This is a genomic window from Clostridioides sp. ZZV14-6154 (assembly GCF_020657785.1).
Lineage (GTDB): Bacteria > Bacillota > Clostridia > Peptostreptococcales > Peptostreptococcaceae > Clostridioides.
The window spans coordinates 608883-634127 of record NZ_JAGWCY010000001.1 but is presented as its reverse complement, the minus strand read 5'-3'; the positions used below and the strand labels follow the sequence as shown (position 1 = coordinate 634127).

The window sequence follows — 25245 nt, the reverse complement described above, 5'->3', positions numbered from 1 at the left end:
TTTTAAAATCTTTATAGTATTGTAGAGCATAGAGATTGAAACTAGAAATAGAATATAATATCTCCAAGAGTATCCGACTACTTATTCAAAGTAGAAAATGTATGCCGAACTTATAGGAAACTATAAGAGCTAGAAGATAAAAAGCTTCTAGGATAACAAATTTGAGTATGGCAGGTACTTCGTTAAGAGGAGGTCTAGTTAGATTAATAAAGCCACCAGCAGAAGCCGCATCTGCAATCAAAAAATATGGAATAGAATTAAAGAAAAATAAAGATGGAAGTTTAGATTTAGCAGGAACAATAGGAAGTCTTAGAGAAAAATTAGGCGGATTAGAAGATGTTGAAAAAGGCGTTGCAATATCTTCTATTTTTGGTCGTACAGCCATGGCAGGTTGGGCGGCTGTAGTAAATGCTAGCGAAAGTGATTTTAATAAGTTAACTACAGCTATTGCAGAAAGTGAAGGAGAAGCTAAGAGAATTGCTGACATGAAGCTAGATACCCTGTCAGGACAATTTGAACTTTTAAAATCTGCTGTTGATGATGTAAGAATATCAGTAGGAAGTAAATTAGGTCCTATGACTCGCCAATTTGTAGAAGATTTAATTAAGAAAATGCCACAAATCGGTGATGCTATAGTTGGAGTAGTACAAAAGTTTGTTAATAATTTCGATAAAATAAAAGCAGGATTTCAAGTATTATTGCCCGGTATAATGGCTGTAGTTGGAGCAATATTAGTACTTAAAACAGCTTTTGCTTTTGGTAGTGCAATAAGGTCACTAAGATTACTTAAAGCAGTTATAGGAGCTACAAGTATAAGTGCTATGTTGCTACCAGTTGCTATAGGAGCTATAGTTATAGCTTTTGCAGGAATGTCTGTTGCTATTTCTAATAATAAAACAGCAATAATGTCTTTGCAAGAGAGATTTGGTGTTTTTGGCGATTTTGTAACAGGACTCATGGAAAGAGTTGGAGGAACAATAAAATTAGTTTTTGGAAATTTAATAACTACCCTAGGTGGTGTTGTTGAAGCTATTGGAATAGCTCTATCAGATAAAAGTTGGGATGAAAAGATGTCTGGAATAAAAAATGTATTTGGTAAGACTATGGCAGAGGTTAAAACAAATACAAAAGAAGCACTAAGTGATATAGCAGGAGAAACTTCAAATGCAACATCTATGTTGAAAACTGCTAGTCAAAAGCAATTACAAGGAGTGACTAAAGCTTTTTCTGTGGCTTTCGAACAATCTAAAAATGTAACTGAAAGAAAGTCAAGAGAAATAGCAAAGGCGTTAAGTGGTAGTTTAGATGGTATGGGAGAAAGTTCTCTTACTATGATGAGAGGCTTGAATGACAATATGGCTATGATTTTGTCGGGTGTAAGTGCTAATATGAAACCTAACGAAAAGGTTGGAAAGATTACTAAAAACTTAGATGACGCCTTTAAGGCAGGAAAATTAAATGCAGAAGATTACAGAAATAGCATACAAGAAACAATGAATTTTATAAATAAATATGGTGCTGGTTCTTCTGATAATGTTAAAAATGGTTTAAGTAATGCTTTTAATGCATTTAAAGAAGGAACAAATGTATCTGGTCTAAAAGATGGAGTGACTGGAATGCTAAATTCATTGAAAACAACAGGACCACAAGCATTAGAAACCTTAAAAGGTCTAGGAGGTAAAGCAAGCGAAATTTTTAAGGGAGTGGATTTTAATTCTTCTATAGATGCGCAGAAAACTAAAGTATTGCAAAATTTAAATAGTTTAGGATTAGAAGGAACACAGGCTATAGACACATTAAGAACTATTTTCTCACAAGCATCATCTGCTTTGGATACAACAAATCTAAAACAAGGCTTAAGCGATACATTTAATTCATTTAAAAGTGGATTCAATAAGGATGGTATGAATGGAGCAATAAATAGTATGCTTGGAACTATAAACCAAATAGGTCCACAAATGCAACAAGCATTAGGCAAAATGGATGGGGAAATGGGGCAAATATTTGCTAATGTAGATTTCAGCTCCCCAATTGAAAGTCAAACATCTAAAGTTTTAGAAAATCTAAATAATCTAGGAATAGAAGGACCAAAAGCTTTAGAAACTGTAAGAAGTATATTTGCTCAAGCTTCAAGTCAAATACAAGGTTCAGTTTCTCAAACTGCTCAACAAGCAAATCAACAGGTTGCAAATGCTCTAACACAAGAAAACCCAGCTGTACAACAAGCAGGACAACAATTAGGTACAGATTTGACAAATGGTGTAGTAAATGGAGTTCAAGCAGGGGTGCCAGCTGTTCAGCAAAAAGGGAATGAATTAGGAGTAGCAACTCAACAAGGTGTTACAGATGCTTTAAATAATGCAACTCCTCAAGTCAATAGTTCTAACCTTACAACTGGTATAGACACAGCATTTAACCAAGCTACTGCAACAGTTCAGCAAGGAGCGACGAATATGTATAATGGAGCTAAACAAAGCTTTAGTCAATTAGCTCAAGTTGGAAGAGAAGCAGGTTCGAGTCTTTATAATGGTGCTACAACTTCTTTTAATATGTTATCAACAAATGTTAGAGTAGCATGCAGTAATATGTACAATGGAGCTAGAACATCCTTCGCAAGTTTAAGTAGTTCAGCAATAAGTGTTATTTCTACTATGTGTAGCTCTGTAGTAAGTCAAGTTAGTGCTATGTCAAGCCAAGTTGTTAGTTATTGGAATAGTGTAAGAGCAACAGTTTCAGCACCAATAAGTGCATCTTTTAATGTTAAGACTACACAAACAACAGTTAAAAGGACAGTAAATGAAGGTGGTGGAATACTAAGTAATATATTTGGTCACTTTGCAGAAGGAGGAGTTGCAAGTAAACCATCCATATGCGGAGAGGATGGAGCTGAAATGGTTATTCCCTTATCAAATGCTAGAAGAAATCGAGCGTTAAGTTTGTATGAACAGACAGGAAAAATGTTAGGTTTAAGCTCAACTCCATCACAAAAAATTGGAGGAAGTTATTCTAATATTGTAAATAATGTTAGACAATTTCCTCTCACAAATGTTTTAGATACAGATAATAAAGAATATAAAGAAGCTACACCAAACAGTGTTAATTCTTCTAATAACACTGTAAATTTAGGTGGAATATCTATCAATGTTCAAAATAGTAATAACAAGGAAGAAATGATACAAGAAATAATGTCTCAAGTAGAAAATGAATTAAGAGAAGCATTACAAGACATTGGATAATGTCGAATTATTGTTAAAAAAATCCCCTTCATAGATGATATAATATTGTTAAAATATGTAAAGTTATGAGGGGGAAATTTTATGTGGCAGAAATTTAAAAGCCTAAATCTTTTAATGAGGATTATTATAGCTTGTATGGCAATATGTTTTTTACCAATTACTCTAGTTATTTTTTCGATTGAATTTCTAGTGAAAGCTATAAGGAATAAAAATAAAGGTAAAATCGTATTAGGGTGTTTTTTAGCACTGATAACGATGAGTTGTACTAGGTCAATTTATTTTACAAATAGAGGTCTAGATAACAAAGATTCTGCACCAGTTAAACAAGTTTCATATACAGACAATAATGAGTCTAAAAATAAAACAAATGAAGAAAAAGAAGAGAAAACACAAGAGGAAGTCAAGAAAAAAGAAGAAGCTAAAAAGGGTCAAGAAAATAATGTAGATAATAATAATAATGATGTAGGGACTAATATAAAAAATGAAATAAAGACTATGGAGAAAGGTAGTGTATTAGATGTTCAATACACACAATTAGACGAAAACAATAAAATTGTAGTTATAAAAATGCAACTATTGGATAACTTTAGTCCTAAGGATATGTTAAAAAGTGGTTTTTTATCTGCAAAAAATATAATAAAAGCTACAGATGAAAAATATTCAAGTAGTATCACGCAATATCAATTTTGGTTTGTAGCAAATTTAATTGACAGTTCAGGTAATAAAGATGAACAAAAAGTTTTGTCGTTTGAGTATAGTAGAAGTACGCTACAGGGTATAAATTGGATTGCTACAACAACTGATGAATTTATGAACATGGCAGAAAATGTATGGTTACATCCAGCATTTAATAACTAATAATATAGACATTTTTAAGGAGTGCAGATATGAAAAAACAAGAGGTATTATATATATTAGATGATAATATAAAAACTAGTCATATAAAAAAGTGTATAAAAGAAACTTTAGTTGAACCAACTCTTTTTAGCATTGATACAGAATGGCTGACATGCAAGACATATAACGAAGAATTGCATCAAGATTACTTAGTTATGCTAAATGAGAAAATTTATGAATTGAAGAGGTTTACTGATTTTGTAGAAGGATTAGGAGAAATAAATATAAATAATCTATCTAGAGTATATGATTTGGGAGTGTATGATGACTATATAATTAGGTGTATAAGTGGCTGGGAGTGGGAAACAAATAGTGAAGACGAAGAAATAGATAACATTTTTGTGCAGCAACTCATTGATGAAGCTTTAGAAAAAGAATATGAATAGGAGAAAAGCATTTACTTATTAAGAGTAAGTGCTTTTTATTGTAAAAAGAGGTGATAACTTGGTAATAGATATTTATCTAAAAAATGAAAAAGAAAAAATAGATTTTCATTTTCCAGTAACTCCACTTGATAGTTTATCTATTAAAAAAGAAAAAAGATTTGAAACTGTAGATATAGTAAACCTAGGTGAATTTGACATTAAAAAAGAAGGAGAGAAGATAAGAGAAATATCATTTAAAACATTTTTACCTTTTCAATATGATGCTTCTTATTGCAGATACAGTGAGTTAAAAAATCCAATCGAAGTAGTGTCAATGCTTGAAAAATGGGTAGACCAAGCCGAACCTTTAAGACTTATTATAACTGGTTTTGGCTACAATGGGTTAGTTACAATATCTAGCTTTAGCAATACTCAAACAGCAGGAAGAGAAGAAGATAGAGACATTGAAATAACATTTAGAACTTACAGAGAACTGAAGATAGAGACATTAAAAAAAGAAACTAAGAGCAATACTAAAACAAATTTAAAGGACAATAGACCTAACAATAAAACCACTCCAAAAATATATACTGTTAAAGCAAGTGATACATTATATAAGATAGCTAAAAATCTTTTAGGTAAGGGTTCAAGGTGGCCAGAGATTTACAATATACCCGAAAATAAAAAAGTCATTGGTAAAAATCCTAATGTGATTAAAAAAGGACAAAAGTTGGTGATACCTAGCAAATGAAAATAATACTAAATGGAAAATATGATATTGCAAATTTTAACGAGGGAATAACGTTAAGTGAAGCTATAGACGGGGTTGCATATAAAATGGATGTATCTTTAGTAGAGCCTAAGCAATTACAAGATATAAATATAAAAAAAGGTGATAAGATAGTTCTTATTGATATAGCATATGAGAGTAAAAAAGAGGAAACTATCTTTGAGGGAGTAGTATGGGAAACTAGAAGAAGTGAAAAGAGCAAGAATCTGACATTGTCTTGCAGAGAAAGAACAGTTTACATGGAAGAAAGTGAAGAACAATACTCGTTTAAAGAAAATACAGCGACACAGAGGATTGAGTACTACTGTAAACAATGGAATATACCATATTACAACTTAGCTAACACAGGGAAGAAACTTGCTAAAGTAATACATAAGACTAATATCTTAGATATGATAAAAAAGGACTTAAAAGAAACAGCAAGTAAGGGTGGAGACTTATTTAGAATAAGAATGGATAATAAATTGAAATTATTTAAGCTTGGTAGTAATGTAAATGTATATAAATTAGATAGTATATTAGAAGATGCAAACTTTACAAGTAGTTTTAATGATGCAGTAACAAGTGTAAAAGTTTTAGGAAAGAGTAAAGATGAAAATACAAAAGCACCTATAATTGGGACATATAAAAAAGATGCTGATAAGTTTGGAACTCTACAAAAGATTAAGCAAGATGAAAAGATAAAAAATGCTAAAGAAGCCAAGAAAGCAGCAGAAGCAATGTTTAATTCGGGTGAAGAAACAATAAGCGTTGATTGTGTAGTGGATATAAATAGGATACGTGCAGGTGATAAGGTATCTCTAAAAGGTAAGGAGTATTATGTTATAGATGTTACTCATACACTAGATTCTAAACCGAAAATGAAGCTCAATATAGGGACTTTAGAATATATAAGGAGGAAGTTTTATACAAATGACTGATACTAGATTTAATGGAGTTGCTAGAATATTAAAGGAAAAAATGAATAAAAGTGTTAATGATGGAGTCTTTGGAATGGGTTGTGAGCTTGGAGAAATAACATCAAATGGGCTTAAAGTTAGTGGCTATAAAGATGAAATACAGGATTATCTAGTATTAGAGAATCTTATGTTAAAAGAAGATTATTTTACTTTTTCAGATGAAGCTTTAGGCGGAGAATATAAGCATAAACATAAAATAGAAACTCCAAAAGAATTAAAGCCACTAAGTATAGGTGATAAGGTGTTAGTAACTATTATGGGAGCTGAATTTGTAGTAATTGGGAGGGTTGTAAATGCCAAACCTATTTCCAGTTAATGAAAACTTTGAAACTGTAGAATTAAAAAATAATGATGAGAATGAACTGGACCTAAAGGGTTCTTTTTTATTTGACTTTATAAAAGGTGAATTTGTTAAAAATGCAGATGGAACATTAAAAAGATGTGATAAAGTTCAAGCATATAAACAATGGTGTCAAAAGGCTATATTAACACCTAGATACAAAAAAGCAGCTTATACAAACATTTATGGAAGTGAAATAAAAGACTTAATTGCCAGTAACTTATCTCAAAGTGCAAAAGAGCTTGAAATAACTAGATTAATAAAAGAAACTATTTTAGTGCATCCTTACACAAAAGAAGTAGGAGAGTTTAGTTTTAATTGGTTGGAGAATAGCAGGTTAGTAGAGTATGAATTTAATGTATTGACAATAGATGATGAAAATATAGTAATTGATGGCAATATAAAAAGGTAGGTGATTACATGGAAAGAGAGCTACCTATACCAAATTTTTTGATAGAAGATGAAGACTCTGTACATGAAAGGATGCTAAGTAACTTTCAAGATGTGAGTACTTTAGAGGGAGATTTTATATATGATGCAACAAGACCTACAGCAGAGCAGATAGCCGAATTAAAACAACTAGGGCTACAAAATAATTTAAAGATTGCATTTCCTCAGACCTCTTATGGAACTTATTTAGAATGGTTAGGAGAATGCAAGGGAGTGTTTAAAAATCAACCAACTAAGGCTACTGGAGTTATTACATTTACAGGTATTCAAGGAACTATAATTACAAAAGGAACTATTGTTACAACTATAGCTACAGATGAAAAACAGAGCATAGAATTTGAGATTCTTGAAACTAAAACTATAGGAGAAAATGGAACAGTAGATATTAAAGCAGAATGTAGAGTTGCAGGAATTATAGGGAATGTGTCTAAAGGTAGTGTATCCGTTTTACTAGGTTCTATTAATGGTGTTAAATCAGTTACTAATAAAGATTTCAAAGGTGGAACAGATATAGAAGATGAAGAACATTTTAGAGAAAGAGTCCTTGTAGCAGAGCAAGAAGACAAACTTAGTGGAGCCAGTTCAGATTATATAAGGTGGGCTAAAGAAGTCGATGGAGTTGGATACGCTTATGTAGTTCCCGAATGGAATGGAGCAGGGACAGTAAAAGTATTAATACTAGATAAAAATAGAAAAGCAGCAACGCAAGAATTGATAAATAAGGTCCAAGAATATATATATCCATTGAATATAGAAGAAGGTCAAAATCGAGATGGAAAAGCTCCTATTGGTGCATTAGTTACAGTTGTAACACCCGAAACGCTACTTATTAATGTAAAAGCTAGTTTTATATTTAATAGTAACTTTAATGAGGAAACTGTACTAAGCAATCTAAAAACTAAGATAGATAAATATTTAGATAAGATTGATTTAGGAGGGACAGTTTCATACAATGCTATACAGGCGATAGTGGGTTCTATGATGTTGACAGACGAAGGAATACAGGACTTTTCTAATCTTACTATAAATGATGCAAAAGAAAATATAAAATTACAAGACCAAGTTGTTGGAGTGGGGGAAATAGTCAATGAGGTGATAGTATGATAACTTCTAAAAAAGGTAGAGAAATGCTTCTAACATTATCTCCTATCTATGAACAATCTTTAGTTATGAACTCTATATATGAAGCTATAGGAAGCGAATTTGATAATCTAGAATTATTAAATAAAGAAATAGAGTTACAATTATTTCCTCAAACTGCAACATGGGGTTTAAACTTTTGGGAAAATAGAGTAGGATTGATTACTAATTTAGATGAAGATATGGAAACTAGAAGAAGAAAAGTCATTGCTAAACTTCAAAGTAAATATATCATGACACCTAAAAGGATGTCTATGATACTTCAATCTTATACAGGTGCAGATATAAAAATAAATGAAAACATAGCTCCATACACTTTTGGTGTTGAATTAACCAGTACTCAAGGTTTTCCTAGAAGCTTAGAAGATTTATATAAAAGAGTAAATGTTATAAAACCTTCTCATTTATCTGTAAGCTATAAGTTAGTATCTCTATTAAAAAGTAGAACTTATTTTGCACAAACAACAATTATGAGTGAAGAAATAACAGTATATCCTTATACAAGTAAAGAAGTAAAAGCAAGTGTTAAAGCCAAGTTTGCACTAGCTCATAACATGAGTTCAGAAACATTAACAGTATATCCAAAAGGAGGTGGTATAAATGGCTGATGAACAATTTTACACAATACTAACAAATATAGGTAAAGCTAAGATTGCCAATGCAGGAATGTTAGGTAAGCCAGTAGTATTAGAAAAGATTCAAGCAGGTGATGGTGGAGGAAATTATTATAATCCAACAGAAGACCAAACAACATTAAAAAATAAAGTTTGGGAAGGTAATATAAACGCTTTTGATAATGATGAGAATAATCCTAACTGGATTATTGCAACAGCATGTATTCCTGGTTCGATAGGCGGATTTACAGTTAGAGAAATGGGTCTTATAGATAATGAAGGAGATATGATTGCAATTTGCAAAAGCCCCGAAACTTACAAGCCAAAAGTTGATAATGGAGCTATGAAAGATTTGTATTTGAAATTTATCATAGAGGTATCTAATGTAGAGAAAGTGACATTAGTTGTTGACCCTACAGCTATTTTTCTAACTAAAAAAGATGAAGAAAAAATATTAACAAATATTAATAAACTAGACACTAAAATTGATACAACTAAAACAGAATTAACAAGCAACTTAGAAACTGCTAAAACAGAGTTAAACAACAAAATAGGGGATACAACACAACTTACTACAACAGATAAAACTAGTCTTGTTGGTGCATTGAATGAGGTAAAAACTAGTGTAGATAGTATAGAAACAACAGCAGAGAAAACAAGTTATGATAATACAGTAAGTAAACTAAATTCTACCAATGTCCAAGGGGCAATAGATGAAGTGGTTGCAAAGATAGAAGGATTTAATGGGGTTAACATAAATACAATAAATAATATGTTACCTATCTAGAAAGGAGAATAAAATGGCTAAGATTTATGACTTTAACTATAAATATGGAGAACAAAAAGTTGTTTTGCCACCAGGAAAGTATTTACTTGAATGTTGGGGAGCAGCTGGTGGTGGAGGTTGCAAAATAACTGATACTAACTTGCGCTCTAAAGGAGGATATTCAAAAGGAGAACTTACATTAAAAAAAGAGACAGCATTGTACATTTACACTGGTGAGAAAGGTTCCAATTATGCTCCTACATTTAATGGTGGAGGAAAAGCAATGATGCATGAAGGACTTTCTAATGGAGAAACACTGTATTGCAATGGTGGCGGAGCAACAGATATAAGACTTATTGGTGGTTCTTGGGATAATGAACAAGGTTTACTTTCTCGTATTATTGTCGCAGGTGGAGGTGGTAGAAATAATTTTGAAACAAAAGGTGGAGATGGTGGTGGAGACGCTGGAGGTGATGGTTCTAAAGCAGATAGCAAAGGAACTCAAACTAATGGTGGTAAAGGCCAAGTAGGATTAGATGGCTCTTTTGGAAAAGGTGGAAGTGCTGTATCAGCTAGTTCAAGAGAAAATTATGGCGGTGGAGGTGGCGGATGGTATGGAGGTGGGAGCGGTTATAATGCAGGTGGTGGAAGTGGCTATGTTTTAACAGAAAATAGTTATAAACCAGCTGGATATATACCAACCAAAGAATATTGGCTAGAAAATACTTCTATGACTGTTGGTGGAGGCATTGCAGAAGAAAATGGAAAAGCTAAAATAACATTATTGCAAGGATTACCTTTTCTCGTTATTAGTTCTTATACATCAGAACAGGCTGTTTTTACAGCAGGACATACAGAAGAAAATAAACTATCTAAAATTGAATGGTTTATAGATGATGTATTAAAAGAAGCTTTTACTACAGATTTATACTTAGAAAAAACTATTAACTATACACTTGAAGATAATGCACTTCATACACTTAAAATAGTTGTTACAGATATTAATAACATGACTTATGAGAAAGTTGTTACTATAAGTAAGAGTATAATGCCACTGCCAACTAATGCTAATTTACAAGATATATCAACTAAGTTAACAGAGATTGGAGAAGGGTTTAAGAATGGTAAAACCAGTATTATAAATATTCTAGCATTAAAGAATATAGATTCATCTTTAAACAATACACTAGTAGAATTATCAGAGAAAATAAAGGCATCATTTGATAGTGGAGATGCTAGTATTGAAGATTTGATGAACCAGTTAATTCAAGCTAACAATACTATAACACAATTAAATTCTAAGTATAAATATGCAACAGGGACAACTGAAGTTCAAAAATTCTCAGGAAAAGCAAATATGTATGGTGGTATATATGGAAATACATTTGATAGAAATATTAATGATTGGATTAAAATTGATAATTTAGGTTTTATTCCCAATATTTTTTATGCTGAACATGAAAATGTTACTGTCAATAGCGTATTCTATAAATGTGTAGTTTTTGCTATTTGTAATATACCTGCTTTTTCAAATGAGAAAGATTTTACTATTGATACTAGTTTTTCTAAAGAAAAACTAGATAATGTAGATTTTAGAGCTGCTGGTATAGTATGTACCAACAATGAACGTGATGTATATATTAATCAAAATGGAGTATGTATTCCTGCATCTAATAATTATTTTAATCTTCATTATAGATGGCACGCTATAAAATTTATATAAATGGGGTGATAAAGTGAATAGAGCAAATAGAATTATATGTGACCAAACAGGCAAAATACTCTTGCAAACAGGAGAAGCAACAGGAGATATATTACAACATGATACAATAACAGAATTACATTGCATTGATATTCCATATGGAAGTATAGACTATACAAGAAATAGAATTACAAGTATAGACATAGAAAATAAGCAACCAATTTTAGAAGAAATACCAGTATATGTAAGTGAAGCAGAAAAAGAAAAACAAGAGTTAGAAAATCAATTACTTTTATTAACAAATCAAGAAATCGGAGGAGGAATTTTATAATGAATATAAATAATGTTGTAGTAAGAATATTGGCAGAGAGAATTTTAAACAAAGGATTGAATCCTTTAAAAAATCGAGAATTTGAATTAGATGATGTTACTAACACAGAGTACAGAAAAGCAGTAGAGGATTATATAATTAGAGAAAGTGGAGTAGTGGAAGGAACAGAACCTACAAAATAGGTAATGTCCTTTTTTATAATAAAAATATATAAATTCATTTACATTTTGCCTACACTTCATCTACACTTTGCAGACGTTTGTAGTTTTAAAATTAGGTACAATAAAACCATAAATTAAGAAAGAGGTGGATTAAATGGCAACAGTTTATGAATTTAATTATACAGGAAGTGAACAAAGTGTTACATTAAAACCTGGTAAATATAAGTTAGAGTGTTGGGGTGCCAGTGGTGGTAAAGAAGGATTAGATTTTGGGGGTGGTGCCAAAGGTGGCTATTCTGTTGGTGAACTTACACTAAAAAAACAAACTGTTTTGTTTGTTTATGTTGGTGGATGTGGTAAATCTAGTCCTACTTCAGAACCTGAATTTAACGGTGGTGGTCTTGGTAGTAGTGTTTCAGGAGGTGGAGCTACTGATATAAGACTTGTTGATGGTGTGTGGAATAGTACTAAAGGCCTACATTCACGTATAATTGTTGCAGGAGGTGGAGGTTCTTCTACTCTTAATAATGGTGAAGGTGGAAATGGTGGTGGTCAATTAGGTAGTAATGGTAACAGTTATAAGGATTATTATTCGCCTGGTGCTGGTCAATACGATGGATGTAGAGGTCAAAATTTTTATAATGACTCTTATTTTGGTGTAGGTGGAACTTATACTGCTGGCTATATGCATTCTTGTAAATATGGAGGCGGAGGTGGTTGGTATGGTGGTGCTGGCAGTCCTTTAATATGTGGAGGAGGAGGAGGAAGTGGTTATGTTTTAACTAAAAACAGTCACAAACCTAAAAACTATACACCGACATCTGAGTATTATCTTGAAAACACTAATTTGATTAATGGTGGGAGTGATTTAAATACTGATGGTTATGCTAAAATAACATTACTACAAGCATTACCATTTTTGAATATATCCTCATATAATTCCACACAAGTAACATTTAAGGCAGACCACACAGACCCCACATTATTAACTAAAATAGAAGTATTTATAGATGATGTCTTAAAAGAAACTATTACAACCGATTTAACAACAGAGAAAACAATTAACTACACATTAGAAGATAATGCACTACACACGCTTAAAATAGTTGTTACAGACAGTGCTAATGCTACAGCAGAAAAAGTTGTAAGTATAAGTAAGAATATAATGCCATTAGGTGATGATGCCAGTCTACAAGATATAGCAAGTAAAGTTAAAGAAATGAAACATGGCTTAATAAATGGTAAAACTTCTATCATAAATGTATTAGCATTAAAAAATATTGAATCAAGTTTAAATAATTCTTTAGTGGAATTGTCAGAGAAGATAAAGCAATCTTTTGATAGTTCAGATGCTAGTGTACAGGATTTAAAAAATCAATTAACTGAAAAGAATAATAATATAACACAGTTAAATAATAAGATAAAACAAAGAAAGAGATTGGCAACTGGTAGTTACACTTTCACAGCATATGACAACTATAATTTTTATATAAAAGGGCAAAAGGAATCTGCTACTTTAGATATATTAATGAATTTAGATTTTGTACCAAGTATAATTATAATTAATACCTTACCAGCTTGGACTTCAAAAGGAGACAGTATTTTATTTAGTAATATTTCTAATCTAAATGATATTAATTTAGGAGCAGAAAAAATTGAAGGAGCTGCTTATTATGCAAAAGGAATTATTAAGATAAGTAACATAACATCTAATTCATTTAAACTTGTATTATCTAATTCAGATGACGGACCTAGGTGTGATGATGTTGAAGTTAGAAGCGGTGGAGTGTTTACTTGGAGAGCATATGAGTAAAAAGCAGAAATAAAAAGATTAAACAGATAAACCAAATATAGAATAATAGCATTAAGAATTTTTTATAAGACTTAGATAATTTCTAAGTCTTATTTTAATACAAATAAGGAGGTTTTCATGAATGAAGAACTTTTCGAAGCAGATTTAAAAAGACATGAAACAAGAATAAATAAACATGGAGAAGAAATAGACGAATTAAAGATAGCAAATATAGAATCTAAAGCAGAATTAAAAGCACTATGTGAGAATTTAAACGCACTTACAAGCATGTTAAAGTGGTTGATTGGAACAATGATTACAACACTTGTAGGATTTTTTATATTTGCAATACAGAGAGGAATATTTTAATTAGGAGGAAAATAAATGGATAATTTAATAAGTTTTATACCAGAGCAGTTACTAATTTTAGTTGCTGCTCTTTATGTTATAGGAGCAGGTTGTAAGAAGTATAAACAGTTAGATAACAAGTATATTCCAATAGTATTATTAGCACTTGGGATATGTTTCTCAGTATGGATGTTAGGATTAAATGCTGACGCAGTCTTACAAGGTGTAATTTGTTGGGGTATATCAATAGGTATAAATCAAACTTATAAGCAGTTAAAGGAGGAAAATAAATAATGAAAATATGTATTACAGTAGGACACAGTATTTTAAAAAGTGGCGCATGTACTTCTGCTGATGGAGTAGTTAACGAGTATCAATACAATAAGTCACTTGCACCAGTATTAGCAGATATGTTTAGAAAAGAAGGACATAAGGTAGATGTAATAATATGCCCCGAAAAGCAGTTTAAAACTAAAACAGAAGAAAAGTCGTATAAAATACCAAAGATTAATAGTGGAGGATATGACTTACTTATAGAACTACATCTAAATGCAAGTAATGGTCAAGGTAAAGGTTCGGAAGTTATGTATTATAGTAATAAAGGTCTAGAATATGCAACTAGAATATGTAAGAAACTAGGCACAGTATTTAGAAATAGAGGTGCTAAATTAGATAAAGGATTATATATTTTAAACAGTTCCAAACCTACAGCAGTATTAATTGAAAGTTTCTTTTGTGACAATAAAGATGATTATGAGAAAGCTAAGAAACTTGGATATGAAGGTATAGCTAAGTTAATTGCTGAGGGTGTATTGAATAAGAGTATTACAAATAATGAGGTGAAGCAAATGTATAAACACACAATAGTGTACAGTGGTGATGATAAAGTATCAGCAGACATTTTAGGACTATATTACAATAGAGCAAAAGAAAGTTATTTAGTTACAGATATAAAAGACTATAATCCACATCAAACACAAAATTTGTATGTAATTGGTGGTGGAACTTGCAATAAAATGAAAGAAATGAGTAAGACTACAGGAGAAAAATTTACTCAAATATATGGCAATGATGTATGGTCAACAATGGATAAGGCTAGAGAATTTGTAAAAGAAAAATTGTAGAGTTAAAGGTGATAATATGTTAATACAAGAGAAAAGTTTTTGTCCAAATAATATTTACCCCAAAATAAATTTTCTCAAAATAAAAGAGCAGTTAAAATCAATATACAAGAATAATTTATCAGACTGTGGAAGCATATGTATAATAGAAAGAAAAGACTATTCTATAAGTATAAATAGTATAGGTGAGATAAATATATATTATGATTCGAGATATGAGAATAAGATACAGAATGTAGTTGATGAGATTGAACAGTTATTTAAGTCTCAAGTTAAAAATTTTAGTGTATCAAAATTTAAAAATTGATGATTAGAAGGTAGCAACTGGAGAGAGTTGTTACCTTCTTTTTTATTTAAGTATTAATTTTTACAGAGTTATATATTTCCTTCTAATTAAATAATAGGATATTATTGTTACAATTGATACTAATATTACTGATATTATTGCAGCATCAAACTTTCTTATTAATAAACCCATTATTATATATTCCAAGCCCATCAAATATTGATAAAACATCTCTAGTTTAATAGTTTTTTCTCTGTCTATGCTTCCATATTTTAATTCTAATTTGTTAAAATAGCTCTCTCTAAAATAGTTAAATTTATGTTTAGTTAAGCCTTTTATTGCATTCCCTATTATAAATATTATTCCAAAAAGTAAAAATAGTCCATTCCAAAAATTCATATCACATATCTCCTTTATAATATGATTTTACATAATCACCAATTCATATATTAGATTTAATTTTCCTAATAAAAGTATAGCAGTATAACAAGTATAAAGAGTGTCTAAAATATTACAAATATTAACAATACACATAAAACTATATAGTATAATCTGTAATAATAAAACGAACGAAAATTATCATACTAAAACATAAGACATGTTATAATTATATTGCATGCTTCATGAATATACACTAAAGCACTCTTTTATAGAAGTGCTTATTTTTTTGAAATTTATTGGCGCAAAAATAGGGTAGTTTTTATATATTTTCTATTAAATTAAATAATATAAAAATAAAAAAGTTAAATAATTTTATCGTTATTTTTTCATGCTAAAATACTATGTTATAATTATTTCTGAAAGACTTATTTAAAGGAGGATTGATTTTAATGATAACAAGTATTTTTTTGGATTTTGACAATTTTAACGAATATACACTCGATAGAATTGATAATTTATCAAAAGTAAATATTTTTGTTGGAGCAAATAACTCTGGGAAAAGTAGATTTTTGAGAACAATATTTAATTTAAATAGCTTTAATTATACTAGTGATATTGTTAATCTAAGTTATATCAATAATGTGATTATGGATATGAAAAAAAAAGTAATGAAGAGTTTAACTGGTGTTGATTCAGAAACTGATTTAAATGATAAACAGTATACTTTTAATTACCCAGATGGTTCAATTTTAGCTGAAACGTATAGATTAATAAATAGCTTAGAGGTAAAAAAAAGTTTATTACTTAATGAGGATAACTTTCAACAGATTAAAACTTTATTTGATAAAATACAAATATTAAGAGAAAAACTTGATAAAGAAATTGAAATGTTAGCTAAAATTGAAAAACTACCTAGGGAGACTTTTAACGAATTGTATAAAACATTAGGTTATAATATAAATAAAAATGAAATCAGAGATGAAGACTATTATGCTAAAAAATTATATGAATTAAAAGAAGTAATTTCAATCTTTAATGAAAGTAGTTTACATATAGAAAAAAGCATAAAAGAAGATTGTAATTATAAAAGGATTTATATTCCATCTTTAAGAGGTCTAAGAAATTTATTTACTAATAACAGCAATGATAAATGTACTGATATTTATTATGAAGTAACAAAAAGTAATTATTTTAAGGAATCTTTATGTGATGATTGTGAGATATTCACAGGCATAAATCTGTATAATGAAGTTCAAAAACTATTATTGGGAAGTTTAAGTAATAGAAAACACATAAGAGAGTTTGAACAATTTTTAGGTAATAGTTTCTTTGAAAATAAAGAGGTAACGCTTATACCAAAGTATAATGAAAAAGATTTATGGGTTAAAATTGGAGATGAAGAAGAACAACCAATCTATTCATTGGGTGATGGAATACAATCTATAATAATATTAACATTTACTTTATTTAAATATAGGGATAAAAATATATTATTGTTTATAGAAGAGCCTGAGCTGTTTTTACACCCAGGGTTTCAAAGGAAATTAATAAATATATTTAATGATGAAATGTTCAATACCTGTCAAGTATTTTTTACAACTCATTCAAATCATTTTTTAGATATAACATTGGATACAGATAAAATTTCAGTATATCGTTTTAATAAAGTTATGGGAGAAAAAAATAACTTTGGAGAAATAAGACCATTATTTAATATAGAAAATTCACTGAATAAAGAAAATTCTATATTATCTGATTTAGGCGCAAGTAATTCATCAATGCTACTGTCAAACTGTACGATTTGGGTTGAGGGTATAACAGACAGATTGTATATTAAAAAATATTTGCAATTATATCAAAATTATAAGAAGAAAGAAGATGAGTTTTTTAAAGTATTTGATGAGGATATTCATTATTCGTTTGTAGAATATAGTGGAGGAAATATAACACATTGGAATTTTGTAGAAGATATAAATAATAACCTTCGTTCTGCAGATAAAATTAATGCTAGTAAAATGTTTAATAAGATATTTTTAATTCTAGATGATGATGGAGGAAAGAAACAAAGTAGAAAAGAAGAATTAAAAAATCAATTAAAAGATAATTATTATTGTTTAAACTGTAGAGAAGTAGAAAATTTATTAAGTAAGAAAATTTTATTGAAAGTAATATCTGAATATGAAGATAAAGATAAAGAAGTAAATAATTTAGAATTCACACAAGAATTTAATGAGGAAGACTATAAAAATGTCTATTTAGGAAGATTTATACAAGATAATTTAAAAAATAAAAAAAGAGCAGGTACTTATTCTGCGCAATCTGGGACAGTATCAGATAAACTTAATTTTTGTAAAAAAGCTGTGAAATATATAGAGGATTATGATTGTTTAACAGAAGATGCAGTTCTATTGTGTGAAAAGATATATGAGTTCATAAAAAAATGTAATCATTAAATTTATTACGATATTATGAAATAAAAATATCTGATAATTTTTAAATTATGCTATAATTAGATGGCAAGATATATATTGCAGAAACTAAGAAATCGTCCTGACGGCAATCAAGACGATTTCAATGAATAAATCATTACTTAAATTATTTTGAATTTGAAACTTCGCTCTAGAGCAATAGATTGTAGTTTCTTTTTTGTTTTTGATACGAATTTACATCTTTATTATATCGCATTTTAAGAAAAAATAAAACTATGAATATTAGAGATATATTTTATCTCTAAGTATACATATTATTACCTACCTAAAAAACTTTCACAAAAACAAAAAGAGTATGTGTTTTTGTGAACTGGATGATATAACTTATAACTCATTTTACAAGTCTTAGTTCATATATATTTATGCCACTAAATTTCTCTAGTTTTGCCGATTTAGTTTTATTCTACAACTAAAATAATACAATAGAATTAGTTATTATTAAACAAGATTGTTTGAAAATTGAATAAATTTATGGATATGAATAATCTTTTTTATATATAAAAACAAACTAAACAAGTAGAATATATGGTAAATTTTCCCTGTAGTTTTTGTATAAAAAAGCTCCTATTATTAATTTAAGCTAGATTGAATTTGAGGAAGTGACATAAAAATGGAGCAACAAGAGGCAACAGACAAACTGCGCAGAGGGGAATTGATGTTGATGGAATATATGTGGAGGAAAAAGTCTATTCTATCTAAAAAAGAAATAATAGAAGCGATGAAGCAAAGATATAACTGGAGGAAAAGTACTACAGAAATTCTTCTAAAAAGATTAGTAAGAATGAAAACATTAAAAAAGAAAGTAGTAAGTTTTCAATCGAACTATGAAGTGTTAGTAACTAAAAAAGAGTATTTAAATGCTAGAAAAGAAGAAAGAGATACAAGTAAATACGATAACTTTTTTATAAAAATATTTACAACAATACATAAAAGAAATAATGTGATAGAAGAAAAACTAAAAAGATTTATAAAAAATATGCAAAATACAGTAAAAAGATAACTCTGTTTATATAGAAAGAAGGAATATATTATGTTGAATAAAAAATTACCAGATACGGAATTAAAATTGATGAAAAATATTTGGAATTCGGGATACAAAACTGTAATATCTAAAGACGTTGCAGATGAAATGGAGGAAAAATATGGTTGGAAACATACAACTACAATTACACTTTTAGCAAGATTAACTAAAAAAGGTTTTTTAATATCTCAGAGAATTGGAAAACATGTACACTACACAGTATTAGTAAAAGAAAAAGAATATCTAAAACTAGAAGGAAAAAGAATCTTTGGAGGTTTACATAACAATCCCCTGTCAGAGTTAATTTCAAAACTACATGACAAAGAGGAAATAACTGAAGAAAAAATAATGGAAATAGGGGATTGGATAAAAACTTGGAATGATGAAGATTAATAGAGTAAAAGGTAGCTACTAACATAAGTGCTACCTTTTTTCTTGTGGATAAAATTGGGGATAAGTTGTGGAAAACTTATTCAAAATTTGTGGATAAAATATTTTACTGACATTTAACTGACAAAACAAAAAAAGATAAGTTTAAAACGTTGAAAAATAAACATTTATAGAAATATATTTGATACATGTATTATATCAAATCTGAGTTATAAATACTATTAAATAATAGTAAATAGTAGTGAAATACAGTTATTTAGTAGTATTTAAGACCAGACATATAATTGACATTAAAGAAAAAATGTCATCAATTAACATAAAACTGAGCTGTTATCTAAAGAGAGTATTGATTATATATTCAACCCAAAATAGTAACAATGTATTATGGTCTGCTTGGATAGGGTTCTATAATAACAATAGAAGCAGTAGTAAATTTTACAGAGAACCATTCTACTGTCTGCTGAAATATTTGTTCTTCATTTATTGTAGCATTAAGGTTATAAGGAATTTATTGATTAAGTAAATAATTGTGAGTGTTCTATGTAATGCATTAAAACATACAATATTGTAAATATTATCTATCTTATAGGTTTATATTTCATTTTAGATTCTTCATCAGTTCTCTCAATTTTAAAAATGACAGGACGAATTCCATCATTACAAGAGCATATAGCCACTCCTTCTTTATCTATCCAATCTCCATAGTAAAATTTTTCACTACCATGAGATAAAGCAAATACATATTGATACATTGCTTTCCATGCTTCATCACATAATTTTTCAGGTTTAGCAAAATCTCCAAAAAATACTTCCCCTACTTCATGCATAGGACATTTCCCAATACCTTTACATCCATACTCATCTGCTAAGTTTTTGTGGAATGTTGTTTTTATCACTTCTATTTTACATTTTTTCATGAAAGTCATCTCCTCATATTTTTTAACTTTTATTTATATAAGTATATGTACTATTTTATATTTAAACAAGTACTTACTTTTAAGTAAGGTACTAACGTTTAGGATAGTAGTTTTATTACATAATGGTGATTAAATGAGTATGAAAAACTACAATATATCTGATTTAACTAATATAACTTCTACACCATTTGGATATACTCTTTCAATTATTGGAGGGAAGTGGAAAATTATTATATATTCACTTTCAAAAAAGGGATTGTCATTAATTCCTATTTTAGAGGAAATGTTGCAAATGGGATGAAAATAAAAAAATAAAAAATATATAAATAAAATGATTGTTTTTCTTGAATTTTTTATATAAATATGGAAATTTGTCTAGTTATACGTTTTTATTGACCAGTTACGCAATTGATATTGAATATTCTAAATATTGATGTTACTTTATATATGATTTAAGTGTAATAGGGGGATATTTTATAAATATGATTTGCGTTATAGATAGATAAAATTTGAAGTAGTAAAAACTTAGATTCATATTTGATGAGATTGTAGAATCTGTGTATAGAATGATTCATGTGTTTCAAGAGAATATAAAAGGTGTAATTTGTATTAGTTGTTTTGTTTTATAGTATACACTTTTAAATTGTATAATGAAAAAGTAAAGATGTACTCCCAATACATCTTTACTTTAAAAGAAGTTATAGTTACTTACAAAGTATAAAAAATTATATAGTTATTTAAGGTAGAAAATCTAAAAAGGTTTTTCTAGAAAATGAAACTTAATTTTAATTATATCTACTTACTAACAATAAAACTTGATATAAACAAGATTCAACTACAGTTTCTCCATATTCTGATATAAAATCATCTAATTGTGTATCTATAAAATTACAATAATCATATGAACTACTGATATAAGCAGTTAATATATGTGTACATCTGTCTATTTCTCCAATAAACATATTATCCATCCCCCTAAAAACTTTAGTAAAAATAAAAAAATTATATATGTGCTAACTTGCTAACATAACTTACAAAGAATTTTTTAGTACTTATCACTATAACTTTTATTACTAAATTTTTCTAGTTTTACCAATTTAGTTTTTATTCTACAAGTTAATAATACTAGAATATGATTTATTATTCAACATGCTTGTTTTAGATTAAAAAATATTATAAAATTATATTTATTTTTTGAAGAATAAACTACAACAATAAACTGATAAGGTTTACATGGGTGCATTGACTTAAAGGCTTATATATTCGAATTAATTAAATTTAAAGTAGAGAATAAACATAAAAAAGTATTCAGTGATATATTATTAAAATGAATGTAAGAATAAATAAAGTGAGATGTTGGAATATTAAAATCAACAATAAGATAAAAAATAAAATTTACTGTTACTGTTAGTAAGAACTTTAAAAGAGATATTTTAAAGAGGATGTAAAAATTAATTGATTTACTTATAGATATTTAAAAGATATAAAGAACTTGTAGATAGTTCTTTATATCTTTTTTATTATGCTAAAAAATTTTAAGATACAACAAAAAAGATAAGACTATACCTATAGCATATATATATTCTTTTATAAAAATAAATAAAACAAATGCAATTAAATTCGGTTAAACCTTAATTATTTATATGTAATATCCTGATTATCAATAATAAAATTTCTTTATTAAATATAAAATGCAATTTAAATCACTATTTGATAATTTTTCCACAATATGGGCAATAAGTGATATCCTTTACAAGTTCCATTCTTGAATTTAAATAATGATTACAATTTGGGCAACGATAAAATTTCCAATCAATAAAAATACCAACAAGTACAAAAATAATTGATATTATATAATTTTCTATAAAAAAGATAAATGCTGCTCCAATAACAAACATAGCCATAGATGTTAAGAAGATTATTTTTAATTTGGTATAAATATTTATACTTTTCATACAATCACCAACTTATTTTAGATTTAATCTTATTAATAAAAGTATAGCAAGTTTATTATAAAAAATGTAAACTAAAAAATTACAATAAAAATAAGTAGCGAATAAAACTAAACACATAATTTAAATAATTTAAGTTTTATTTAAGGTTAGAATTATATTGATATAAGATTTAAGTTTTATTATGTATATAGATAAAAAGCAATTAAAAATATTATCTCTATTTGCACACAATCAAAATCAAATTTTTAGTATAGTCATCTATACTTATTTAAGCTGTCTAATATTGAATAAGAGTGTTTATTTTGAGGGTTATATACGATGTTTGTATATAGCCCTTTTTATATTGTCATTTATTATTAAGTATTAAAACAATATAAATTATTTAAAGCGTAAGAGCAGGGGGGTTGTATTAAAGTACAATACTTACTGCTTTTTTTATTTTAATTATAAAAAGAGAGGAAAATTTATATCATGAAAAGAATAGAAGAAGATTTAACTACTGGTAATGTGTTTACAAAGTTAGTAAAACTTAGTATACCATTATTTTTCATAAATTTATTGCAATCATTTTATAATATTGTAGACATGATTGTTGTTGGTCAAGTAGTAGGAAGTACTGTGTTTGTATTTGGATACAATTCAATTTGTTCTATTCTTAGGGGACTTGGAGAGACTAAACAAGCACATATTTCCAGCGATTATTGGGGTAGTCTATTTTTATAAAAGAAAATGGAAAGGTATAGCTGAGCATGTCAGAAATTAATCGTTTTAAACAGATGAAATAATAAACTAGTGGTTTTGATATAAATAAAATCAAAACCACTAGCTAGCTATTACACTGTTTTATATGAGCTATTCTATTTAGTAAGCATGACTTTAATCTTAAATTAACAATTAATAAAACTCAATTATTTATTGTATAAAGTTAGTCATAACTTTTTCTTCATATTGAGGGTCTTTGACTCCTGTTTTTTGCCCAGCTGAAATACACTTAAGGAGCCATGCCATGTTTTCACCTAAAGTTCTCATAGTTTGTAATCCCTCTTTATCTTTCATAACTTCCTCTGGTGTAAAACCATGCACCTGATTCCAGTATTGTGATGATACAATAGGCATATTACTAATTGAGAAATATTTATTTAGTTGGTCAAATGTTGCAGTTGCTCCACCACGTCGACATGATACAACTGATGCACCAAGTTTCTTTGCCATTTTACTTCCAGCTGAAAAAAATAAGCGGTCAAGAAATGAAGTTAGTTGTCCACTTGCACCAGAAAAATATACAGGAGAACCAACAATAATGCCATCAATATTATCTAGTTCTTTCGCTAACTCATTGACCTTATCATTCCAAGTACATTTGCCAGTTTGAAAGCAGGATGAGCAAGCGATACAACCTGGTATTGGCTTTTTATCTAAATACAATATTTCGGTTTCAATATCATGCTTATTTAATGTTTTAGCAACTTCATTTAATGCTGTATAAGTACATCCGTATTGGTTTGGGCTACCATTTATTAATAAAACTTTCATTAGAAATTCCTCCAGTAAACTTTATTTAATAGACATTCCAAGGGTCTTTGCTTTTTCTAAAATAGGTTTTCCATGAATATCTCCAATTTGCATGACACCACCAGCTAAGACCTCGCCTAAATTTTCCCATCCTAAATGTTTGATTAATCCGTTATAATACTGTATAGTTTCATCAAAATCATGTCCTTCTGCTACCATTAGCAAAATACAGTCTTTTTTGGGATTGTTGTAGTTGGGGTCAATTTCTGCTACAGCAAATAAACGGTCAAATGCGCACTTAAGTTGTCCACTGATACTCCAGTAATAGAGTGGAGACGCAAGTACAACGATGTCTGCTTCTTTATAGTATGGATAGATTTTATCCATATCATCTTTTTGAACGCATGGACTTTCAGTATCTTTGCCACCACCGAAACAGCCCATACAAGGGTGTATATTCATTTGTTGAAGATTAAAACTTTTAACTGTATTTTCAGATTCTTCAGCACCTGACACAAATGAATCTATAAGTACAGATGTATTTCCATTTGTTCTTGGACTTCCATTTAAAACAATAATTTTTTTGCCCATTTAAAACACCTCCTATTATTAAATTTATCAGTGATATGAAAGTACATTTGTTATAAGTTTTTTATAACTTGAATTGAAGAGTAATTGAATTAAAAATTTGACAATATGCTAAAGTACTAGCATTTAAGCAAGATTTATATGTATTATAGCAAATTGACTTTTAATTGTTCTTACACTATAATTTTATTATAAATTAGTTAAAAGACAAGTACGCACATTTTTGTTCAATACTAACCTAAAGGAGAGTGTAGCACATGGGTATGGATTGTATCTCACAGGCAGATTTAAGTGAAACAGGGTTTAGTTATACACTTTCACTGATTAATGGAAAATACAAGATGGTAATTCTTTATTGCCTTGCTGAATTTAAAGTTGTTAGATATAATGAACTAAAACGTTATATAAAGACTATTTCTTATAAGACTCTGAGCTTATCATTAAAGGAATTGGAAGCAGATGATTTGATTATTCGTACTGAATATCCTCAAATACCACCTAAAGTAGAATACAGTTTATCAAAGAGAGGGAAGTCTCTGATTAAGATTTTAGATGCAATGTGTGAGTGGGGAGAACAGAATAGAATTTAATTTTATATTTGAAGATTGTACATATTATAAAAAGACTGTAGGTAAGTTTGAATTTAAACAAATATACTTACAGTCTATATTTAAAAAAATATATATTTTCATTT

The 25245-nt window shown here is 28.7% G+C and carries 30 protein-coding genes; 24 read left to right on the top strand and 6 right to left on the bottom strand.

Features of this window, described 5'->3' with window-relative positions:
• Nucleotides 1-167 precede the first annotated feature (167 nt).
• The 18 genes from KGF45_RS03115 to KGF45_RS03030 all read left to right on the top strand — a co-directional run bounded on the left by KGF45_RS03115 (nt 168) and on the right by KGF45_RS03030 (nt 15319).
• Nucleotides 168-3236, top strand: a complete 3069-nt coding sequence (locus KGF45_RS03115) for a phage tail tape measure protein (protein ID WP_227841806.1) — start codon at nt 168-170, stop codon at nt 3234-3236.
• Nucleotides 3237-3317: 81 nt separating this feature from the next.
• A complete protein-coding gene (locus tag KGF45_RS03110; RefSeq protein ID WP_227841805.1) occupies nt 3318-4094 on the top strand; it encodes a hypothetical protein in 777 nt (258 codons plus the stop codon).
• Between the two features lie 29 nt (nt 4095-4123).
• Nucleotides 4124-4519 carry a hypothetical protein gene (locus tag KGF45_RS03105; protein WP_227841804.1) on the top strand — a complete coding sequence of 132 codons (396 nt, stop codon included), beginning with the start codon at nt 4124-4126 and terminating at the stop codon, nt 4517-4519.
• Between the two features lie 58 nt (nt 4520-4577).
• Entirely contained in the window at nt 4578-5249 is a 672-nt protein-coding gene (locus tag KGF45_RS03100) for a LysM peptidoglycan-binding domain-containing protein (protein ID WP_227841803.1), read from the top strand.
• Entirely contained in the window at nt 5246-6208 is a 963-nt protein-coding gene (locus KGF45_RS03095; protein WP_227841802.1) for an XkdQ, read from the top strand. Before KGF45_RS03100 ends, KGF45_RS03095 begins: the two co-directional genes overlap by 4 nt.
• The gene (locus KGF45_RS03090; RefSeq protein WP_227841801.1) at nt 6201-6563 is read left to right on the top strand and encodes a hypothetical protein; all 363 of its coding nucleotides are present in this window, start codon (nt 6201-6203) and stop codon (nt 6561-6563) included. Before KGF45_RS03095 ends, KGF45_RS03090 begins: the two co-directional genes overlap by 8 nt.
• On the top strand, nt 6541-6999 hold the full coding sequence (locus KGF45_RS03085; RefSeq protein WP_227841800.1) for a DUF2634 domain-containing protein: 459 nt from the start codon (nt 6541-6543) through the stop codon (nt 6997-6999). The genes KGF45_RS03090 and KGF45_RS03085 overlap by 23 nt, the downstream gene beginning before the upstream one ends.
• An 8-nt stretch (nt 7000-7007) precedes the next feature.
• Nucleotides 7008-8141 (top strand): baseplate J/gp47 family protein, encoded by a 1134-nt coding sequence (locus KGF45_RS03080; protein WP_227841799.1) that lies wholly within the window; start codon nt 7008-7010, stop codon nt 8139-8141.
• Entirely contained in the window at nt 8138-8785 is a 648-nt protein-coding gene (locus KGF45_RS03075) for a YmfQ family protein (protein ID WP_227823434.1), read from the top strand. The genes KGF45_RS03080 and KGF45_RS03075 overlap by 4 nt, the downstream gene beginning before the upstream one ends.
• The gene (locus KGF45_RS03070) at nt 8778-9578 is read left to right on the top strand and encodes a phage tail protein (protein WP_227841798.1); all 801 of its coding nucleotides are present in this window, start codon (nt 8778-8780) and stop codon (nt 9576-9578) included. The genes KGF45_RS03075 and KGF45_RS03070 overlap by 8 nt, the downstream gene beginning before the upstream one ends.
• A 13-nt stretch (nt 9579-9591) precedes the next feature.
• Entirely contained in the window at nt 9592-11280 is a 1689-nt protein-coding gene (locus tag KGF45_RS03065; RefSeq protein ID WP_227841797.1) for a glycine rich domain-containing protein, read from the top strand.
• A gap of 13 nt (nt 11281-11293) precedes the next feature.
• Entirely contained in the window at nt 11294-11590 is a 297-nt protein-coding gene (locus KGF45_RS03060; protein ID WP_227841796.1) for a hypothetical protein, read from the top strand.
• Nucleotides 11590-11772: a hypothetical protein gene (locus KGF45_RS03055; protein WP_227841795.1), complete on the top strand. Its 183-nt coding sequence runs from the start codon at nt 11590-11592 to the stop codon at nt 11770-11772. Before KGF45_RS03060 ends, KGF45_RS03055 begins: the two co-directional genes overlap by 1 nt.
• A 133-nt stretch (nt 11773-11905) precedes the next feature.
• Complete coding sequence (locus tag KGF45_RS03050; protein ID WP_227841794.1) at nt 11906-13564, top strand: glycine-rich protein; 1659 nt, start codon at nt 11906-11908, stop codon at nt 13562-13564.
• A 117-nt stretch (nt 13565-13681) separates the two neighbouring features.
• Complete coding sequence (locus KGF45_RS03045) at nt 13682-13912, top strand: hemolysin XhlA family protein (RefSeq protein ID WP_227841793.1); 231 nt, start codon at nt 13682-13684, stop codon at nt 13910-13912.
• A gap of 15 nt (nt 13913-13927) precedes the next feature.
• Nucleotides 13928-14185 carry a phage holin family protein gene (locus KGF45_RS03040; RefSeq protein ID WP_227841792.1) on the top strand — a complete coding sequence of 86 codons (258 nt, stop codon included), beginning with the start codon at nt 13928-13930 and terminating at the stop codon, nt 14183-14185.
• A complete protein-coding gene (locus KGF45_RS03035) occupies nt 14185-15015 on the top strand; it encodes an N-acetylmuramoyl-L-alanine amidase (protein WP_077745269.1) in 831 nt (276 codons plus the stop codon). Before KGF45_RS03040 ends, KGF45_RS03035 begins: the two co-directional genes overlap by 1 nt.
• Before the next feature lie 16 nt (nt 15016-15031).
• Complete coding sequence (locus tag KGF45_RS03030) at nt 15032-15319, top strand: hypothetical protein (RefSeq protein WP_077745270.1); 288 nt, start codon at nt 15032-15034, stop codon at nt 15317-15319.
• Nucleotides 15320-15379: 60 nt separating this feature from the next.
• Here the strand turns inward: KGF45_RS03030 and KGF45_RS03025 are convergent, their stop codons facing one another.
• A complete protein-coding gene (locus tag KGF45_RS03025) occupies nt 15380-15697 on the bottom strand; it encodes a hypothetical protein (protein ID WP_077745271.1) in 318 nt (105 codons plus the stop codon).
• Between the two features lie 431 nt (nt 15698-16128).
• Here KGF45_RS03025 and KGF45_RS03020 point away from each other — a divergent pair, with 431 nt between their 5' ends.
• The 3 genes from KGF45_RS03020 (at nt 16129) to KGF45_RS03010 (ending at nt 19582) form a co-directional block, all read left to right on the top strand.
• Nucleotides 16129-18132, top strand: coding sequence for an ATP-binding protein (locus tag KGF45_RS03020; protein WP_227841791.1), 2004 nt, complete (start codon nt 16129-16131; stop codon nt 18130-18132).
• A gap of 646 nt (nt 18133-18778) precedes the next feature.
• Complete coding sequence (locus tag KGF45_RS03015) at nt 18779-19168, top strand: BlaI/MecI/CopY family transcriptional regulator (protein ID WP_227841790.1); 390 nt, start codon at nt 18779-18781, stop codon at nt 19166-19168.
• Between the two features lie 30 nt (nt 19169-19198).
• Nucleotides 19199-19582, top strand: coding sequence for a BlaI/MecI/CopY family transcriptional regulator (locus tag KGF45_RS03010; protein WP_227841789.1), 384 nt, complete (start codon nt 19199-19201; stop codon nt 19580-19582).
• A gap of 575 nt (nt 19583-20157) precedes the next feature.
• On the opposite strand, the gene KGF45_RS03005 is transcribed toward KGF45_RS03010, so the two are convergent.
• On the bottom strand, nt 20158-20496 hold the full coding sequence (locus tag KGF45_RS03005; RefSeq protein ID WP_227841788.1) for a TIGR04076 family protein: 339 nt from the start codon (nt 20494-20496) through the stop codon (nt 20158-20160).
• 139 nt (nt 20497-20635) lie between these two features.
• Between KGF45_RS03005 and KGF45_RS03000 the strand changes: the two genes are divergently transcribed.
• Nucleotides 20636-20797: a hypothetical protein gene (locus tag KGF45_RS03000; protein WP_227829702.1), complete on the top strand. Its 162-nt coding sequence runs from the start codon at nt 20636-20638 to the stop codon at nt 20795-20797.
• 484 nt (nt 20798-21281) lie between these two features.
• On the opposite strand, the gene KGF45_RS02995 is transcribed toward KGF45_RS03000, so the two are convergent.
• Together KGF45_RS02995 and KGF45_RS02990 are read right to left on the bottom strand one after the other, a co-directional pair.
• A complete protein-coding gene (locus KGF45_RS02995; RefSeq protein ID WP_227433148.1) occupies nt 21282-21458 on the bottom strand; it encodes a hypothetical protein in 177 nt (58 codons plus the stop codon).
• A gap of 744 nt (nt 21459-22202) precedes the next feature.
• The gene (locus KGF45_RS02990; RefSeq protein ID WP_227829701.1) at nt 22203-22451 is read right to left on the bottom strand and encodes a hypothetical protein; all 249 of its coding nucleotides are present in this window, start codon (nt 22449-22451) and stop codon (nt 22203-22205) included.
• Between the two features lie 471 nt (nt 22452-22922).
• Here KGF45_RS02990 and KGF45_RS02985 point away from each other — a divergent pair, with 471 nt between their 5' ends.
• Entirely contained in the window at nt 22923-23174 is a 252-nt protein-coding gene (locus KGF45_RS02985) for a hypothetical protein (protein ID WP_227841787.1), read from the top strand.
• A gap of 189 nt (nt 23175-23363) precedes the next feature.
• On the opposite strand, the gene KGF45_RS02980 is transcribed toward KGF45_RS02985, so the two are convergent.
• Nucleotides 23364-23984, bottom strand: coding sequence for a flavodoxin family protein (locus tag KGF45_RS02980; protein WP_227829699.1), 621 nt, complete (start codon nt 23982-23984; stop codon nt 23364-23366).
• 21 nt (nt 23985-24005) lie between these two features.
• Entirely contained in the window at nt 24006-24554 is a 549-nt protein-coding gene (locus KGF45_RS02975) for a flavodoxin family protein (protein ID WP_227829698.1), read from the bottom strand.
• Nucleotides 24555-24808: 254 nt separating this feature from the next.
• Here KGF45_RS02975 and KGF45_RS02970 point away from each other — a divergent pair, with 254 nt between their 5' ends.
• Nucleotides 24809-25141: a winged helix-turn-helix transcriptional regulator gene (locus tag KGF45_RS02970; protein WP_227829697.1), complete on the top strand. Its 333-nt coding sequence runs from the start codon at nt 24809-24811 to the stop codon at nt 25139-25141.
• Nucleotides 25142-25245: the final 104 nt, after the last annotated feature.

Coding starts and splice junctions, on each gene's coding strand:
- KGF45_RS03115 (WP_227841806.1), top strand. CDS start 168: ATGGCAGGTACTTCGTTAAGAGGAGGTCTAGTTAGATTAATAAAGCCA.
- KGF45_RS03110 (WP_227841805.1), top strand. CDS start 3,318: ATGTGGCAGAAATTTAAAAGCCTAAATCTTTTAATGAGGATTATTATA.
- KGF45_RS03105 (WP_227841804.1), top strand. CDS start 4,124: ATGAAAAAACAAGAGGTATTATATATATTAGATGATAATATAAAAACT.
- KGF45_RS03095 (WP_227841802.1), top strand. CDS start 5,246: ATGAAAATAATACTAAATGGAAAATATGATATTGCAAATTTTAACGAG.
- KGF45_RS03090 (WP_227841801.1), top strand. CDS start 6,201: ATGACTGATACTAGATTTAATGGAGTTGCTAGAATATTAAAGGAAAAA.
- KGF45_RS03085 (WP_227841800.1), top strand. CDS start 6,541: ATGCCAAACCTATTTCCAGTTAATGAAAACTTTGAAACTGTAGAATTA.
- KGF45_RS03080 (WP_227841799.1), top strand. CDS start 7,008: ATGGAAAGAGAGCTACCTATACCAAATTTTTTGATAGAAGATGAAGAC.
- KGF45_RS03075 (WP_227823434.1), top strand. CDS start 8,138: ATGATAACTTCTAAAAAAGGTAGAGAAATGCTTCTAACATTATCTCCT.
- KGF45_RS03070 (WP_227841798.1), top strand. CDS start 8,778: ATGGCTGATGAACAATTTTACACAATACTAACAAATATAGGTAAAGCT.
- KGF45_RS03065 (WP_227841797.1), top strand. CDS start 9,592: ATGGCTAAGATTTATGACTTTAACTATAAATATGGAGAACAAAAAGTT.
- KGF45_RS03055 (WP_227841795.1), top strand. CDS start 11,590: ATGAATATAAATAATGTTGTAGTAAGAATATTGGCAGAGAGAATTTTA.
- KGF45_RS03050 (WP_227841794.1), top strand. CDS start 11,906: ATGGCAACAGTTTATGAATTTAATTATACAGGAAGTGAACAAAGTGTT.
- KGF45_RS03045 (WP_227841793.1), top strand. CDS start 13,682: ATGAATGAAGAACTTTTCGAAGCAGATTTAAAAAGACATGAAACAAGA.
- KGF45_RS03040 (WP_227841792.1), top strand. CDS start 13,928: ATGGATAATTTAATAAGTTTTATACCAGAGCAGTTACTAATTTTAGTT.
- KGF45_RS03035 (WP_077745269.1), top strand. CDS start 14,185: ATGAAAATATGTATTACAGTAGGACACAGTATTTTAAAAAGTGGCGCA.
- KGF45_RS03030 (WP_077745270.1), top strand. CDS start 15,032: ATGTTAATACAAGAGAAAAGTTTTTGTCCAAATAATATTTACCCCAAA.
- KGF45_RS03025 (WP_077745271.1), bottom strand. CDS start 15,697: ATGAATTTTTGGAATGGACTATTTTTACTTTTTGGAATAATATTTATA.
- KGF45_RS03020 (WP_227841791.1), top strand. CDS start 16,129: ATGATAACAAGTATTTTTTTGGATTTTGACAATTTTAACGAATATACA.
- KGF45_RS03015 (WP_227841790.1), top strand. CDS start 18,779: ATGGAGCAACAAGAGGCAACAGACAAACTGCGCAGAGGGGAATTGATG.
- KGF45_RS03010 (WP_227841789.1), top strand. CDS start 19,199: ATGTTGAATAAAAAATTACCAGATACGGAATTAAAATTGATGAAAAAT.
- KGF45_RS03005 (WP_227841788.1), bottom strand. CDS start 20,496: ATGAAAAAATGTAAAATAGAAGTGATAAAAACAACATTCCACAAAAAC.
- KGF45_RS03000 (WP_227829702.1), top strand. CDS start 20,636: ATGAAAAACTACAATATATCTGATTTAACTAATATAACTTCTACACCA.
- KGF45_RS02995 (WP_227433148.1), bottom strand. CDS start 21,458: ATGTTTATTGGAGAAATAGACAGATGTACACATATATTAACTGCTTAT.
- KGF45_RS02990 (WP_227829701.1), bottom strand. CDS start 22,451: ATGAAAAGTATAAATATTTATACCAAATTAAAAATAATCTTCTTAACA.
- KGF45_RS02985 (WP_227841787.1), top strand. CDS start 22,923: ATGAAAAGAATAGAAGAAGATTTAACTACTGGTAATGTGTTTACAAAG.
- KGF45_RS02980 (WP_227829699.1), bottom strand. CDS start 23,984: ATGAAAGTTTTATTAATAAATGGTAGCCCAAACCAATACGGATGTACT.
- KGF45_RS02975 (WP_227829698.1), bottom strand. CDS start 24,554: ATGGGCAAAAAAATTATTGTTTTAAATGGAAGTCCAAGAACAAATGGA.
- KGF45_RS02970 (WP_227829697.1), top strand. CDS start 24,809: ATGGGTATGGATTGTATCTCACAGGCAGATTTAAGTGAAACAGGGTTT.